9 protein-coding genes are annotated in these 16,971 nt (G+C 34.7%); 6 read left to right on the forward strand and 3 right to left on the reverse strand.

Annotation, left to right across the window (positions count from 1 at the left end; all coding sequences use genetic code 11):
• Positions 1-48: 48 nt before the first annotated feature.
• Positions 49-8,679, reverse strand: a complete 8,631-nt coding sequence (locus FA046_RS07125; protein WP_136825695.1) for a LamG-like jellyroll fold domain-containing protein — start codon at positions 8,677-8,679, stop codon at positions 49-51.
• A gap of 52 nt (positions 8,680-8,731) precedes the next feature.
• A complete protein-coding gene (locus FA046_RS07130) occupies positions 8,732-9,625 on the reverse strand; it encodes a tail fiber protein (protein WP_136825696.1) in 894 nt (297 codons plus the stop codon).
• Between the two features lie 110 nt (positions 9,626-9,735).
• Here FA046_RS07130 and FA046_RS07135 point away from each other — a divergent pair, with 110 nt between their 5' ends.
• The 6 genes from FA046_RS07135 (at position 9,736) to FA046_RS07160 (ending at position 14,907) form a co-directional block, all read left to right on the forward strand.
• Positions 9,736-10,881, forward strand: a complete 1,146-nt coding sequence (locus tag FA046_RS07135; protein WP_136825697.1) for a helix-turn-helix domain-containing protein — start codon at positions 9,736-9,738, stop codon at positions 10,879-10,881.
• A gap of 390 nt (positions 10,882-11,271) precedes the next feature.
• On the forward strand, positions 11,272-12,210 hold the full coding sequence (gene mdh, locus FA046_RS07140; RefSeq protein ID WP_136825698.1) for a malate dehydrogenase: 939 nt from the start codon (positions 11,272-11,274) through the stop codon (positions 12,208-12,210).
• A 5-nt stretch (positions 12,211-12,215) separates the two neighbouring features.
• Entirely contained in the window at positions 12,216-12,650 is a 435-nt protein-coding gene (locus tag FA046_RS07145; RefSeq protein ID WP_136825699.1) for an aspartyl protease family protein, read from the forward strand.
• 40 nt (positions 12,651-12,690) lie between these two features.
• Complete coding sequence (locus FA046_RS07150; RefSeq protein ID WP_136825700.1) at positions 12,691-13,098, forward strand: group III truncated hemoglobin; 408 nt, start codon at positions 12,691-12,693, stop codon at positions 13,096-13,098.
• Positions 13,099-13,154: 56 nt separating this feature from the next.
• Positions 13,155-14,042, forward strand: a complete 888-nt coding sequence (locus FA046_RS07155) for a hypothetical protein (protein WP_136825701.1) — start codon at positions 13,155-13,157, stop codon at positions 14,040-14,042.
• 7 nt (positions 14,043-14,049) lie between these two features.
• Complete coding sequence (locus FA046_RS07160) at positions 14,050-14,907, forward strand: hypothetical protein (RefSeq protein ID WP_136825702.1); 858 nt, start codon at positions 14,050-14,052, stop codon at positions 14,905-14,907.
• A gap of 70 nt (positions 14,908-14,977) precedes the next feature.
• On the opposite strand, the gene gyrB is transcribed toward FA046_RS07160, so the two are convergent.
• A complete protein-coding gene (gene gyrB, locus FA046_RS07165; protein WP_136825703.1) occupies positions 14,978-16,936 on the reverse strand; it encodes a DNA topoisomerase (ATP-hydrolyzing) subunit B in 1,959 nt (652 codons plus the stop codon).
• Positions 16,937-16,971: the final 35 nt, after the last annotated feature.

Raw genomic sequence — 16,971 nt, forward strand, 5'->3', positions numbered from 1 at the left:
TTAATCCGTAGCATGATGTTAAAAATATCATGCTACGGGATTTAAATTTTAGTTCTTTATTATTTTTTGATAGATCACTTTATCATCCATTTTAACGCTAAGTATGTAAGACCCAGCAGGGATATTAGGCTGTATTTTCCAAACGTTAACTCCTAAATTAGTTTTCACAGTATTTTCAAACACTGTTTGACTAAACATATTGGAGATGATGATTTTAGCTTCTCCAGTTTTGTCACTGTTTACCATAATTTCGAAATTATGAAGGAAAGGATTTGGAAAAACGCTGAGTTTTTCTGTTCCTAAAGTAATCACAACTGGATTGGCAATACTTCCTAAAACGGCATCTGCTGAAAAGCTAATTGACTTAGAAGTAGCTTGAAGATTACTTCCAGAGCCGATATAAGCAGTAAGCTTTTCTGGTTTATCGCCATAAAGAGTGATGAAAGCCAAATCTACCCCTTGTACATTTTGAGTTTGGATTTGACCTCTTAATTCGCCATTCTCATTGTAAAAGGTGAGGTCTTGAAATCCTTCTGGTAATTTTACCACAGCACTCATGGTATGACTAAACTTTGCATAGTTGGCAGAAAGTTGCGTGTTTTCTTCTTTAACATCTACAACCGATGTAACTGAAACGCCGTTTACCTTTATAACTGGAGAAGGATTGGTTTGGGTGTTTTGTCTGTTCAAATACTCTGGGTAAGTGAATTTTTGAGCGATACCCGTATTTAACATGTAACCTTCGCCAGCTTTTAAGTATGTTAAAGTACCTTTCCAGCCCACTGTTGTACTATAAATTGCAAATGCAGCTTGTGATTTAATTACATCACCATCACTTGCATTTAAATTAGCCAGTGCATCAGCAAGAGGGATATTTTTAGAAACTACAAATGGGAACCAATTCCAATTGGTAGATAAATTGATAAACCATGTATTTAAATCTATAGGCACCCCTTTAATATTTAATTTTTGGGCGATGCCTAGTTTAATTTTATACATTTTATTGTTAGAGATACCGCCATTACTAGAAACTGTACCCGCCCATCCACTTTCTGCAGGGTTAGTTGCACTTACTTGGTAAGCATCAAACAATGCAGGTGCATTAGACATGATTAAATCTGATGTACCTAGGCTAAGAGGTTTGGTAAGCTCATTTAAGTTGTTAAATCTAGCATCGGTAACGTTAAAGGAGGTCCATGTCCAGCCTTGGTTTAATGAAATTTGCTGACCTGTAACTTCGGTGTTTTTAAAAATTGCTGGATTGGTATAGTTCCCTATGATTTCATCGGCCAAATAAGGTATGGTAAATTGATCATTTAAAACTGCTTCTTTCAATTTCCCGTCTGATGCATCCCAAATATAAAATGACACATTTTCTCCGCTCACCTGGTTGCTGTAAATTGTTAAGTAAACAAAATGCTCTTTTAAACTTGCATCATAAATAACACTAGTTACCCCTCTAATATCGCCATTAACTGTGGCTACTACTTTATCATAAAGGTCATCAGTGAAAATGTCACCCAATTTTACCCTACCAATAATATTCATAGATTGGCTAAACTTACTTGGGTCTAAATCAAAATTCGGTTCTTTTTCTAGTACTCTTAAGTCGAGTTGAATTTTCTCGTTATAGCCGTAATTGGTAATTAAAGATAAAATAGTGTTATAGTTACCTATAGCTAAATCACTATCTACAGTTGCCTTAAGGGTCATTTTAGTGTTTGGCGCAATGTTACCCGAATTTGCAGATAAGGTTAGCCAAGCAGGTAATTCAATAGTATAATCTTGATTTGTACCGCCTTTATTAATAATGGTGATATCAAAAGTGAGATTCTCATTAGCTCTTTTTATCATACTCACTACATCACTATGCCCTTCAACAAACCATTTTACCGGATTTTTATTGATAAGTGCACTCCATGTTATAGGTGATAACTGCCTGTTATCCGCCATGTCGTTTAGGTTAGAAACCGTTATGTAAGCTACTTTACCTTCAACGCTAGACCAATCAGTAATTTCGGGATTTAATGCAATTTGGTCGCCGTTTATAACAGCATTTACAACAATTGATTCCGTTGGACGAAGTGGTTTAATAGCCGGTGTTTCTTCAGAAAAAGCTAAAGGTTTATTATTCAATAAAGCATAACTGCTTGTTTTCTCAAAACTGTTTAAAGGATAATAATACGTTGGGCCATTGCCATTTGATAATTCTGGCTTATTAAATGTAGAATAAAGTAGTAAACCTGTAGTATTAAAATCTAGCTCATGGAATTGGTCTGCTTTGATTTGCTCGGCATCTCTGGCGGTTTCCCAAAGGGATAATTCATCTATTAAACCTACATAGTTTTGGTCTATAGTTAAAGGATTTACTTTGCCACGGGCACCCACAAAAATACTGCTGGATGAAAATCCTCCCAAATCAATGCTGGCATAAGAACCAACTTGGTTACCGTCAACATACATACGGATAGAGCCATTTCTGGTTAAGCTTAATGCCACATGATGCCAACTGTTGTTGTTCACTTTTACAGTTCCAAAAGGAAATGATTTTCCTTCGGCCTTTAACTCCACATTACCTGCTGCATTTAGGTTTATCGCCCATTTATTTCTAAAACCGTTACTTTCTAAAGCTTCGCTGTCATCGCCTTTTCCGTTTGATAATAATGTAGCTGTAGCACTTTGTTTGGTTTTCATCCAAAATGAAAGTGTGGCATCCATTTCTTTAGAAATAATCACTTTGGCAGCATCAGCAAAGGTTAAATAGTTTGTTCCATCAAAATTGTAGGCTGTACCTTTTGGAGTGATATCCCAATTGGTGTTGGCAATTACCAAATGTTTGTATCTAGCTAAATCATTTGCTAATAATCCGTTCCCTTCATTAATTGGCCAATAGCCTAAAAGGTCTGTTTCATTACCGTTTAAAACGGAGTTCATACTTGCAACAGAAGCTTCTCTGGTGATCGCTCGTTTCCAAAAACGTAAATCATGAATGTTTCCTTTAAAGGTATTTCCTCCAATTATTATTGGGTTTTCATTGGTGAAATTAAGTTTAGTACTTAAAGATGAAACTTGTACTTCCTTATCATTTTCAATGATTCTTAATATATTTGCAGTTGCATCATAAGAAAGTGCATAATGGTTAAAGGTATTATCTTTGGTGATGGTAGTTTGAATGCTTTGCCCACCTATCGTATACTTTAAAGCTGTACCATTTAATTCTATTTTAATCCCATTATTTTGATTTAAAAGAACTGCGGTCGCTGATGTGGTGGTGTTTTTCAACCAAAACTCGATACTGAAACTACCTGTTGTTATCGCCGGTTTGTTGATGGTTGCGGTATTGCTAGCTCCATCAAAAGCCAATGAAACTTCATGCTTTACAGGGCTTTGATTTTTTTGCACCAAAAACTCGAATTTAGAAACCGTTCCATTGGTTTTAACAGCTTCGTTAAAGCGTAAGGTAATATCATCACCCAAACCTAAAATACCGTTTTTTGGTGTTGGTGTACCAAATAAAACTGGCGAAGTAAGGTCTACTTTTCCTTCGATGATTGCCGATTCAAAGGCTGTTTGGTTATTGCAACTTGTACGAGCCCTTAACTCATAAGTTCCATTAGCTAAGCCAATAGCGGCAATATCCCAATTGTAATTTAACTCAGCACCAACAATTAATTCAATATTGGTGTCTCCACCGGTTAAAGCAATAGTATAATCTTGCTGAGTTTTATAAAAGGTTCTTAAGCCAATCCAATTTGGAGTGCCTTTTAACCTGTATTCTAAACTAATTTTTTGGAAACTGGCAAAACTGGTGTTAAAATCTCCCAATTTAATGTTCACTGGTTTGGTTGCTACACCTGTAAATGCGGTATTTCTATTTAATAACCAATTATTAGATGGTGCTAGAATACTTACCGGAGAACAAGCAGGAACAAAAGTTGCAGAGACCAACACGGTATCCACTGCGTTTTCATCACAAATAGAAGCTAATGAAACTTTGATGTTTTTATAATCAAACTGATCTTGCTTCACTTTTTTAAGTGTCATGGTGTAGGAAACTGTTTTTCCTGCCGGGATATTTACGATGGTTCCATTTGGCTCAATGTTGATAGCTGCATTATCAGGGTTGCTCGCTTGATCAACCAATAGCATGAAAGAAGCATCTTTATTTACCGTACTTGTGTTGCGTAAATGCAATACAAACTCGGCATTTCTACCATCAAATATGCCTGCAACATCTGCTGCTGTAACGGTAATCTCTGGTTTTTCTATCGCTATAGTTGGTAAAGATAACTGCACCTGGCTAGCTGTAGGAAGATCAACAATAGTTGCTGATGGGTTGGTAACATTTGGATGTGTTGGATTGTAAAAATGTGATAATTCTGGCCCCTCATAAGGACATGATGTTTGCCCACCTTTGGTGATAAAAATTGGTCCATTGCCATCAAAAGCATTGATGACATCTACACTTAATAGGTTATTTGCATCATTATCCTTTAAGGTATAAGTAATGGTAGTAGTCTCTTCGTCATCATCCGTATCTGCACTGCCAGAACCAGACCCCGTACTGGTTGTACTTTCCATAGCAAAGCCAGAATCATTAACCGTAAGCCCAGATGCAACAATAAAAGCTTCATCTACTTGCACTTCATAAGCATAGGAAGTAGAGCTTAAACGCCCTATACCGAGTCCTTTTGTTATTTCGCCTATACCGGCATCAAAAGAAATGTTTTCGAAAAAAGTTTTATTTAGTAAGTCTTGAAGTGCTTTATCAGAAGGAGATAATTTTTTAGTTACAGGGTCTTTTAAGCTCTCAATAATAGAATTTAAAGACGCTTTCAACTGGTCTTTATCTTTAAAAGCTTGGTATTTTTGTAACTCGTTATTTAAAATTATTTTTCTCCAAAGATTAATGGATGAATTGTAAGCACTTTTTGTAAGTACACCATTTTGATTTTCTTTAAGTGTTCCTGCGTTTATTTGAGCAATAATATCTAAATAACTAGGTATAAGCTCTGTTAAAATATTACGTTGTGTATATACAAATGTTGTTTTCTCTGGCGAGTCGCTAAAGTACATGGCTTTATTTACCTTAGGATATATGTTTGCAGCTGTTTTAACTGCACCATTCATATAGGTTACGGCAATTGGAACAGTATTCCTTTCAGTTGTGACTACCAAATCGTTATAAGTCCCGTAAAATTGATTGGCCGAAGTTCCAATATAAATATCGGCGTCGCTTCCAATCCAGTCTGGGTCATCACTTGTAGAAATAGTTTGACTAAATGAATACGTGGTGCTCACACTTTTCCCATCAGTAGTTGAACTGGTAGAAGTCATTCCTGCTGTGGCATCAGCTGTCGCTTCAGTTGTAATTTCTGGCAGTGGCACTAAACCGCCAGACAATGTTAATGTTGTTCCAGCAGATATTGTTGAACTAAAGTCGGTTCCTGAGGTGCCTGTTGTTGTAGTTTCTTTAGTGAAACTAAAAGAAGAACCTTTTTCTATAGTTGCAGAACTACCAGAACCGGGTGGGTCTCTTAATATAATATCAGGTATTTCTGGTCCTGCGGTTACAAATGTTTGCGAACCATCACTCACACCACCTAATAAAATACCATCTGTTTTATAATTAAGTACAGGATAATCAATACCGTTTGTTCTAAATTTTAAATTAATTGTTCTTTTAAAACCTGTTCCTATATCGGTATTTGGTGTTCCTCCTTGAAAACTATAAATCAAAATACTAGGATCTTTGGTAGAAACTTCAATTTTCTCACTCTCTGCTAACGCTAAATTATTGGTGGGCACCAATTCTCCACCTTCTACCGGCACCGTACTTACTACCGGATTGGTTAAACTTTTATCGTAATTTTTATAAATTTCTTGCCCTTGCACCTCAATGCTATAATTTAAAAATTGGGTGTAAATAGGCGTATTTTGTGTGGGTGCTATGGTGTAGGTGATGCCATTACTAACCATAGTTTGATCAGAAGTTTGGCTTAACACCTGATGAATAGGTGCTGCAACATGAGTAAATTTTAATACTTCTTGATAGGGTTTACCTGTTATGGTATCTTTTCCTTGAACAAACGTTGGATATTTTAATCCATTAATGGCGGTAAAATTAATGGTTCTATCAGCGTCTAAAATTGGTATATTATCGGGGTTTTTACCACTGGTAAATGTTAAATCATTTTTAGATAATATATAATTTAATGGTAATAATGCTACGCGATATTCTCCTGTTTCAGCATTGGTTTTAAAGCTGGTTTTATATTCTGGCGTTACGCTAGTTGCACCAGTAGGGAGGTAACCAAGCGTTAAATTTGCTGTACCAATATTGTTTTCAGAGGTGTAAACGGTTGTTCTGCTTACGCCGTTTGCATCTTTATAAGCATAAGTTTTTTTACCATCTGCACCAAATCCAATTTCTTTATCAGCTTGTACGGTGCCGCCTACAACCCTGCCAACTACCGTAACTTTAGTGTTATCAATAAACGTAATAGGTTCGTCACGGTCCTCAAAAAAGTCTTGGTAGGTATTTGTAGTAGTAGTTATTCCGTTTACTACAGAAATATTTCTTGCAGGATACCTGCCTTCAAAATCAAAAGTATGTCCGCTTTTACTTATACTTATTGCATGTTGCCCTATAGGTACTTCAATGGTAAACCGTCCATTAATATCTGTTTGGATAGGTATATTAAAGGCATCAATGGCTTGTACATTATCAATAAATACGTTTGCCTCTGGAACCGGAATTTGCGCATATCTATTCAGTTGTGTTATTTTCCCTGAGGCGTCTTTTACCGCCCAATATTCTCCTTTTTGATATTTAACATTACCTTTTACGTAGGCATTGTAAGCTTCATTTTCTTTAATATCTCCAGTTATTGGTGCGTCAGATGTATGAGGAAAAACATCTCTACTATCATAAACCGCAATTCCTTTAAATACAAAAGACGATTTATCTATAAAGTCTACTTTGTTAATTACGGTAGAGCCTACACCAATATAGGCCAATTGTTGTTTGGGATTGAATTCATGTTTACCCAATGAAGGAATAATGGTAAAAGAATCTCCATTACCTTTGTAAGGTATAGCGGATATCACATAATTCCCAAACTCATCTGTAACCCCTAAAATACCTAATTGGGTATTGGTTGGAATATTATTACCAGAGTTATCAAAAGTTGGTGTATTAGCAGTTGATAATAATGGATTACTTAGTTTTGCATCATTACCATGATAATTAAAACCATTATGTGCTAAATCATAAGCATAATCGCCTATTTTTTCATTGGCGGTGATGTAGGTATTTAAGCCGTTTTCGCCTCCACTTAAATATCTGCGGAAGTCCCTTTGGATTTGAGTTGGAGTAAGCGCCGTTTCCCAAACTCTAAATTCATCTAAATAAGCCGTTTTTCCGCCTCCCATTTTAAAATGAGACCAAACTTGAGAATGATTGCTAGCAGATGTATTGAATTTGATAGATAAATTATTACTGGTAAAAGTTGCAGAAGGTGGTGTACCTGATAATGTATTTTTAGCAAAAATGCCATTCATTTTAGTTACATAAGTTTGAGAAATATGTCGACCATTAATGTAAATCTCTGGTACTTTGTTATCCCTTATCACTGCACTAAAATGAGTAAATGATGTGTTTATATTTGTTATTGGGATGAAAACATCATCGCCTTTATTATCAATTTCTCCGCTTGGAATATAATTAGCTATAGTAATATAGTAAGCACCAACCCATCCAGTTAAAATATTATTACTGCCAGATTGAGCCATTTTAAACTTGAAATCTAAAGTTTCATTAGCATTACTTTCTAATTTGTATAGATTAAGTATGTCATTATTAAATGTATTATCTGGTTTAACCCAAGCTTGTAAAGTTACCGAGTCCTTAAGATTGGCACTTAATCTAGGTACGTTAATATAACCACCTAATGGCACTTTTAGTGAACTGCCAAAAAATGTTGATTTACCTGTTGGATTGGCTACAACCATTACATCTTTAACCGGGTTACCACCTGTAAAGCTTACGTTCCCTGTAATTACTCCTGTTGGATTTCTGTAACCTATTCCAGTAATGTAGGTTGTATAAAGAATTTCTACGCCATCAGCTTCTACACCCTTAGCCGCCACTTTATAACGATATAGCTTTCCACCCTCTACATTATTATCAACAAAAGTTCCGGCATCAGCTGGTAAGGTTTTTAAAACACTTCCCCAACTTGGGTTTTGGCTATCAATATCTTCGGTTCGGTAAATAGAAAGGCTAATGATCCTATCTCTGTTTTGCTTGATATCCCAATTAAGCTCAATTCTGTCGCTGAAATAGCCTTTTGATACCGTAAAAGCATCTTCTGAAAAAGTATTGTAACGGTACCTAATTCCCCAAGGGAAACCTAAATCATGCTTATAATATTGAGTAGGGGTAGCAGAATGTGGAGCATTAATAACCCCCATGTAGGGTAAACCAACACTTACACTCACTTTTTGAATGGTAATTGTTCTATTTACGCCGTTAACTGTTGTGGTTAATGTACGGTTAAGATTTTCATTATTTGAAGATGCGGCACCAATTACAGTAGCCACACCTTTTTGTTCCTGAGCTAATAAAACACCACAGCTTAACAAGATTAAGGACAATACGAGTATGTATTTCTTCATCAGAATTTGTTTTAGAATAAAAAGAAAAAAGTCAAGAAGAATCTTGCTAAGCTTATAATTTGATGATGTAGTTTACACCATAGTTAATTGGGCGAGTTTCTGTACCACCTGTATTGCTCGTATTTCCGTTTACGTTATGAGTATGGTCTCCAGCCCCAGTGGTTTGAAATTGTCCTATGATAATATTGTCAGTTGTAGCGGCGGAATTCTCTTCATTATGCGCATCGTTTTTGTCATAAGTACCGTCGCTTCCATTTCTTCTTCTTGCAATATAGTGTGTGTGATAACCGTTGGAGGACGTATTAATATTAATACCATGTAAATGCTGTTTTAAATCATCTTGTTGCACTGTTTTTAAAGCAGGGCCAGTATGGCTATTTCCTGAACCAGCTCCTCGTAAAAACATGGCTCTTAAATCAGGTGTGGTTGTTGTACCTAAAAGAGTTCTTAAATTTGTTGTATAATCATTAACGGGAATGTTACTCCCATCACAAAGCAGCCAACCTTGTGGGGCCGTTGTGCCAACAAAAGGCATGATAGCGCCTGTAGGAACTCCGTTTTGCGCAAAAATTGAATAGGGTACTGCTTGTAATTTTTCATTAGAAAAAACTACACTTCCTTGAGTAACTTTTAAATAAGCTGAGTGTGTCCCAATTTGATTGTAAATTGTTTGATCAATATCTAACACGTAGGAGAATACCCCAAAATTATCAGTTTTTACATTTGCTGTTCTTGTGAGTATAGGTTGTTCACTATTACCGGTTCCTAAATAATAAACGGTAAATACCAAAGCTAGCTGATCTATATTGGCTATAGCTGCGTTGTTTTCATCCCGGGCTATTCCTTGAATAGACATACCAGATGAGGTTACGTTTGTTTGAGCATTTATATTTAATGACAGAAGAAGTCCTAAAATGACTAAGAAAGAAAAGGAGAGTTTTTTCATAATTTTTATATTTTTTTTAACTGTTACGTAAAGCAACTACAAAGGTTAGGGTAAGAAAAATAGAGGCAGTTAAATTTCTATATTCGTGACATATTTTGAATATTTGACACATGTTTTTAAATGTTATATCATTACTAGTTGGCTTTTTGTGCTTGTTTGTGGTTTTACTGATGCTTTTTAATCAAAAGCCAAATCGCAAAACAAATGAGTATTTAATAGCTATTTTGATAGTAGTTGGTTTGCAACGTTTTCTTTATGCGATAGAAGTATTGGGGTTTATAAACAAAACGTATAGCCCTTTAAAAATTATGCCTGTGCTTGCAGTTTACATTGTACCCGTTTACTATTTATTCTTTAAAAGATTAATTGATGGTACAGGGAATTTTAATAAAGAACTGTTGCATTTCATCATTCCAACTATATTTATTTTAATAAACTTAGTGTTTGTTAATTATGGCATCAACAGAATATTCTACCTAGTTTACTCCGTTACCTATTTTACATTTAATATCAAAATTGCAAGGCAATATGTTTTTAAGAAAAAGTCATCTCTGTTAGATAGGGCAAATTATCAAACTACAAAAACATGGTTACTACTGATGTTAGCAGTCACTTTTTTGCTGGTTGTTTATTCAAACTGCTTTCTGTTTCAAGATTTAACTGTTAAAATGAATTTGAATACCTTTTATAGATTTTCATCTTGTGTTTGGTTAATCATTCTGATATACATGTTTAAAAACCCCGTAATTATTTTTGGCGAGCATGCATTACTAAAGAGTATTCAAGAAAATGAAGATGAGCCGCAAGATTTTCAAATATGGAATCACAAACCCTTACTTGTAATAGAAGATAAAGACAAAATTGTGCAGCAAACTCTAATAAACAGGATAGACTACATCATTCTAGAAATCAAAACATTACAACAATCAGCACCGCTAATATCTAAAACCACTTTAAATGCCGAAACTTTAGCTAGGGAATTAAAAATACCAAAACGTCATTTAGATTTTATATTCAAATACTATTGCCATTATTCTATCAATGATTTTGGTAATTTGGTTAAAGTGAATTATGCATTAACACTTATTAAACAAGGGTATCTTGAAAAGTTCACGGTGGCTTCTTTAGGAGAACAATGTTTATTTAATTCTCGATTTACCTTTTCCAAAAATTTCAAAAAATTTGTAGGTGTATCTGTTAGTGATTTTGTAAGTACTCATGGTCTTGTAAAAGACAATCAGCAATGGGCTACCTAAATAAGGTTTTGTTTTAAAAATCTTTAATCCCGTTCTATTTTCATTAAAAACATTTGTTTATTTATCAGTAGGTCGGCGCTGCTATTGATGAGCAAAAGCCTGAGTAGTATAAACCGGGGCGGCAGCGGTATCTTTTTGCCGTGTTTGGAAAAAAGGGGAGGTGCAAAAAATTTAGCAGAGCACCGGACTGCCTTAAATTAACTACCATGCATTTGCTTTTCAAAAAAGAAAATTTACAAGATTTTTTAAGCTTAAAGAAAAGGAGAAAATAAATAACTAAGCCTTGTTTTTTTGATTTTGTGTAAAAAAACTATAAATCTTTCTGTAAAAACTGATGTTTTATTAACTTCGGCAATCAATCAATAAATTCACATAAATCAAAATAAACAGATGAAAATTACCGTAGTTGGAGCAGGGGCAGTAGGCGCAACCTGTGCTGATAACATTGCCAGAAGAGAATTAGCAGAAGAGTTAATTTTGTTAGACATTAGAGAAGGTTTTGCCGAAGGTAAAGCTATTGATATGATGCAAACTGCTGCTTATTTAGGTTTTGATACCAAAATTAAAGGGGTAACTAATGATTATGCTGCAACTGCAGATTCTGAAGTGGTAGTAATTACATCTGGTTTGCCTCGTAAACCAGGAATGACTCGTGAAGAGTTAATTGGAACTAACGCAGGAATTGTAAAATCGGTAACAGAAAGTATTTTAAAACATTCTCCAAATACCATCATCATTGTGGTTTCTAACCCAATGGATACCATGAATTATTTGACCTTAAAAACATCGGGCTTACCTAAAGAAAGAATTTTAGGAATGGGCGGTGCTTTAGATTCTGCTCGTTTTAAATATTATTTAAGTTTAGAATTAGGTTGCTCTCCGGCAGATTTAAATGCTGTAGTTATTGGTGGGCATGGTGATACCACTATGATTCCTTTAATTAACCACGCTACTTGGAATAGCATTCCGGTAACGCAATTATTAACTAAAGAACAACAAGATAAAATAGTTGCCGCAACTATGGTTGGTGGTGCTACTTTAACCAAATTAATTGGAACTTCTGCTTGGTATGCGCCAGGTGCTGGTACTGCTGCAATGGTTGAAGCGATTGTACGTGACGAGAAAAAATTGATTTCTTGCGGTGTTGCTTTAAATGGCGAATATGGCCAAAGCGATATTTCTTTAGTGGTACCGGTAGTTTTAGGTAGAAACGGATGGGAAAAAATTATTAACTTTAAACTAAGCGATGCTGAAAAAGCAGAATTTAACAAAAGCGCTGATGCGGTTAGAAATATGAATCAGGTTTTAGTTGATTCTAAGTTTATTTAAACTAAATGACTCAATATTATTTACCCTTGCAAGTGGTAGACTTGCAGGGCGACGGCTTCCACCTTTTGGTGGAAGTTGTTGTTTTTGGACAAAATTTTAAAGCGGTTTTAGATACTGGCGCATCAAAATCTGCTTTTGATATGGATATTATTTCTGGCTTAGCTCCCCAAGATCAAATTATTCATATTCCAGATCAACATGCCATAGGTTTAGGAACTACTACTATGGAACGTTATTTTGTGAATTGCCCCGAATTAAAATTAGGAGATTTAATGATAGAAAATTACGAAGCTCCGGTTTTTGATCTTTCGGCTATTAAATTTGCTTATGAGAAATTAGATTTGCCATTGGTTATTGGGGTTATAGGAGGCGATATTTTAATGCAATTTAACGGAATCATAGATTATCAAAACCTAAGTTTAACATTATCTAAAAATTAAAGCGTAGTTTTTTGTAAATTGGATTGATAAAATCTACGTAATGAAAAAAGATATTCAAACCGCAGCAGACATTAAATTATTAGTTGATGATTTTTATAAAAAAGCCATTGCTAATGATGCTTTAGGACATATTTTTACTGAAGTAGCCAAGGTTAATTGGGAACATCACTTGCCCATTATGTATGCCTTTTGGGAATCTATATTATTAGGTGAAGTGGGATACAAAGGAAACCCAATGGACGCTCATTTTCGTTTAAACGAAAAATATACGCTTACCGCAGACCATTTTAATACTTGGAAATTTTTGTTTTTAGAAACTGTTGATGAACATTTTGAAGGTGAAGTAGCTCAAATGGCTAAGCAAAAAGCAATAAGCATTGCCGATTTAATGTTTTATAAAATCCACAACAATTACAATTCTCCGGGCGTTGCTCAGCCAAAAAAATAAATTAGATATTTTATCATCCTACTAAAAATAAGTAACTTGTATTAAGCCAATTGTTTATGATAAAGTTTTTGCTGGTTTTAATTTTCATTCCTTACTTAGCCACCGGTCAAAATTTAAATGGCTTTTGGAAAGGTAAAATCACTCAAGATACTGGCGGTTACGCTCCGGATTATAATTTAGAAGTTAATATAGTTCAAAAGAAAAATTATTTATCAGGCGAGACCAAGGCTTATTTAGGTAAAATAGTGATTGAAAGATTAGGATTTTATGGATATATCAAAAAAGATTCTGTTTATTTATTTGAATCTGAGCAAGCGCTAATTGAGAATGTTCAACCTCCAGAATATAAGCCATGCGTAAAGAATTTTGTATTAACCTACAAAAAAGATGTAAACGGAAACGAAATTTTATTTGGTAGATGGGATGGAATTGGATTAAAGAATAATACTAAAATGGATAATAATTTAATCGATTCTTTAGGTTTTATACTGGATGATCCTGAATGTATTCCAGGATTAGTTTATCTCTCAAAAAACGATGCTTTAAAAATTGAAACCAATCAGCCAACTCAAGTTATTACTTTTACTGATACCTTAAAAGGAACCCATATAAACAAGTTTAAAGAGATTGTAGTTTACAATCAAATTGTTGTAGTCTCTATTAGCGACTATGAAGAAGTGGACGGTGACCGCGTTTCTGTTTTTATGAACAGAGAAGTTGTAGAGAAAAATATTGGCGTAAGGAGGGTTCCATATATTTTCACACTAGCACTTAATCCCAATTATATTACTAACGAACTTTCTATCTTAGCTGATAATTTGGGCAAAATTCCACCAAATACTTCTTTAATAGTTATAAAAGATGGAGATTTTGAACATAAAGTTTATATTTCATCAGATTTAAAAAATACTGCGGCCATTTACCTAAAGTATAAAAAGCCTTAAACTGTTTATGAAGAAATTTATTCTTATTTTATTTTTATTTCCTTTTTCAGTATTAGCGCAATATAAAGGCATTTGGAATGGCTTTCTTACAGCAGAAAATAGAACTTACAGATCATATTACATTTTAGACGTTAAGGAAGAATTTGATGGTTTAATTAAAGGAGATGCCTATATATACAGAACAAATTATCTTTCTTTTTTAGGAAAGATGAATTTTATTGGTACCATAGATGGGAATAAGCTTCACATTTCTGAATTAAAATTATTGATTAACCAAAGGCCTATTACCAAAGAAGATTTTTGCTATAAAAATATGGTTTTGGAGCTTATTACTAAAGATAGTATCATTCATTTAACCGGGCCTTGGGAAGGGGCTTTAGCAAATAATGCTTACAGATGCGATCCTGGAGATGTGTTTTTGAGAAGATTAAATAAGGAGGGCAATGGTTTGGATCCAATACCTGATGACATTCTTGCACAAATTAAAAAAACTGAATTAAAGCCTGATTCATTTTTAAATACAGCCTTAACAATACCAAAGGTTATTGATGTGCAGGGCAAAAATGTAAAGATTCAGATTAGTGATTACGAGAAAATAGATGGGGATATTGTTTCTGTTTACTTGAACCGAGAAAAAGTGATAGACAAAGCTGAGATCAAAAAAAGACCGATAGAAAGAACGGTAAGGTTAAGTCAGCTAGTACAAATAAATGAATTGGTGGTTTATGCACATAATTTAGGGGAAATTTCGCCCAATACCTGTATGATGACTGTTGATGACGGTATCACTATACAAAAGGTATTTATAGAATCTTCGCTTCAAAAAAGCGCACTTTTATACCTCAGGTATAAGCCAGTAAAATAAAATCTCCTCTCAAAAAAAAATGCTGTTGAATAAGACTCAACAGCATTTTTAGTATTATAATGAGTTAATATTAAATATCAATTTTAGCGTATTTAGCATTCTTTTCTATAAACTCTCTACGTGGTGCAACTTCATCGCCCATTAGCATAGAAAAAATATGGTCAGACTCGGCCGCGTTTTCTATAGTTACTTGTTTAAGCGTTCTGGTGGCTGGATCTAGCGTAGTTTCCCAAAGTTGTTCGGCATTCATTTCTCCCAAACCTTTGTAACGTTGTACGTGTACACTATCTTCTTTTCCGGCTCCTTTTAACCTTTGAATGGCTACATCTCTTTGTGCATCATTCCAGCAATATTCAAATTCTTTTCCTTTTTTAACTTGGTAAAGCGGTGGAGCAGCAATGTAAACATTTCCATATTCTATCAAATCTTTCATATATCTGAAAAAGAAAGTTAAAATAAGGGTGGTGATGTGAGAACCATCAATGTCCGCATCCGTCATGATGATGATTTTGTGGTACCTCAGTTTGTCAATATTTAAAGCCTTATCATCTTCTGCTGTACCTATACTTACACCTAAAGCGGTAAAAATATTCTTGATCTCGTCGTTTTCATAGATTTTGTGTTCCATGGCTTTTTCAACGTTCAAAATCTTTCCCTTTAAAGGTAAAATAGCTTGAAAATCTCTGTTACGACCTTGTTTTGCAGTACCACCTGCCGAATCTCCCTCGACTAAATATAACTCACAAGCATAAGGGTCTTTATTAGCGCAATCGGCAAGTTTTCCTGGTAAGCCAGATCCACCCATTACGTTTTTACGCTGAACCATTTCTCTGGCCTTACGGGCGGCAGCTCTGGCTGTAGCAGCAATAATTACTTTATTTACAATTAGTTTTGCTTCTTTAGGGTTTTCTTCTAAAAAGTTTCCTAATGCTTCTCCAACTGCAATATCAACCGCACCAGTTACTTCATTATTACCTAGTTTGGTTTTGGTTTGTCCTTCAAATTGTGGCTCTTGTACTTTTACAGAAATTACGGCGGTTAAGCCTTCTCTAAAATCGTCACCAGTAATTTCAATTTTTAAGTTTTTAAGCAATCCAGATTTATCTGCATAAGACTTTAAAGTACGGGTTAAACCACGTCTAAAACCTGCTATATGAGTTCCACCTTCAATGGTATTAATGTTGTTTACATAAGAATGTACATTCTCTGTATAAGAATTATTGTAAGTAAAAGCCAGTTCTACCGGTATTCCATTTTTTTCTCCCTCAATATAAATCGCTTCAGGAATTAATGGCGTTCTGGTTTGGTCTAAATATTTTACAAATTCTCTTAAGCCGCCTTCACTATAAAAATGCTCATTAAGTAACGTTCCATCTTCTAAGGTTTCACGCTCATCTACTAAATCAAGATGTATTCCTTTATTTAAAAAAGCTAATTCTCTTAATCTGCTAGCAATGGTGTCAAACTTGTATTCTGTAGTTTGAGTAAAAATACTATCATCAGGTGTAAAAGTTACTATAGTTCCATTTGAGGTAGAAACACCTGTTTCTTTAACCGGATATAGTGGCTTACCGCAAGAATACTCTTGCATAAATATTTTACCTTCTCTGTGAATTTCGGCAGTTAAATGTGTTGAAAGTGCATTTACGCAACTTACACCCACACCGTGTAAACCTCCAGAAACCTTATAGGTGTCTTTGTCAAATTTACCACCAGCGTGTAAAACCGTCATTACTACTTCTAATGCCGATCTTTTTTCTTTGGTATGCATGGCAGTTGGAATACCACGTCCATTATCAGAAACTCTAATGGAATTGTCTTTAAGTATAGTGACATAAATGTGAGAACAGTAACCTGCTAAAGCCTCATCAATAGAATTATCTACTACTTCATAAACCAAGTGATGCAGCCCTTTAAAGCCAGTATCACCAATATACATTGCCGGACGTTTACGAACGGCCTCTAAACCTTCTAAAACCTGAATATTATCGGCAGAATAATTTGATTTGTCTTCCTTTTCTTCGCTCATTATTTATTTAGATCAATAATTCAAAAATACGTTTT

The sequence above is a fragment of the Pedobacter cryophilus genome (genome assembly GCF_005116455.1).
Taxonomy (GTDB): Bacteria; Bacteroidota; Bacteroidia; order Sphingobacteriales; family Sphingobacteriaceae; genus Pseudopedobacter; species Pseudopedobacter cryophilum.

Excerpts from the sequence above, each read along its gene's own strand:
- FA046_RS07125 (WP_136825695.1), bottom strand. The coding sequence starts at position 8,679 with ATGAAGAAATACATACTCGTATTGTCCTTAATCTTGTTAAGCTGTGGT.
- FA046_RS07130 (WP_136825696.1), bottom strand. The coding sequence starts at position 9,625 with ATGAAAAAACTCTCCTTTTCTTTCTTAGTCATTTTAGGACTTCTTCTG.
- FA046_RS07135 (WP_136825697.1), top strand. The coding sequence starts at position 9,736 with ATGTTTTTAAATGTTATATCATTACTAGTTGGCTTTTTGTGCTTGTTT.
- mdh (WP_136825698.1), top strand. The coding sequence starts at position 11,272 with ATGAAAATTACCGTAGTTGGAGCAGGGGCAGTAGGCGCAACCTGTGCT.
- FA046_RS07145 (WP_136825699.1), top strand. The coding sequence starts at position 12,216 with ATGACTCAATATTATTTACCCTTGCAAGTGGTAGACTTGCAGGGCGAC.
- FA046_RS07150 (WP_136825700.1), top strand. The coding sequence starts at position 12,691 with ATGAAAAAAGATATTCAAACCGCAGCAGACATTAAATTATTAGTTGAT.
- FA046_RS07155 (WP_136825701.1), top strand. The coding sequence starts at position 13,155 with ATGATAAAGTTTTTGCTGGTTTTAATTTTCATTCCTTACTTAGCCACC.
- FA046_RS07160 (WP_136825702.1), top strand. The coding sequence starts at position 14,050 with ATGAAGAAATTTATTCTTATTTTATTTTTATTTCCTTTTTCAGTATTA.
- gyrB (WP_136825703.1), bottom strand. The coding sequence starts at position 16,936 with ATGAGCGAAGAAAAGGAAGACAAATCAAATTATTCTGCCGATAATATT.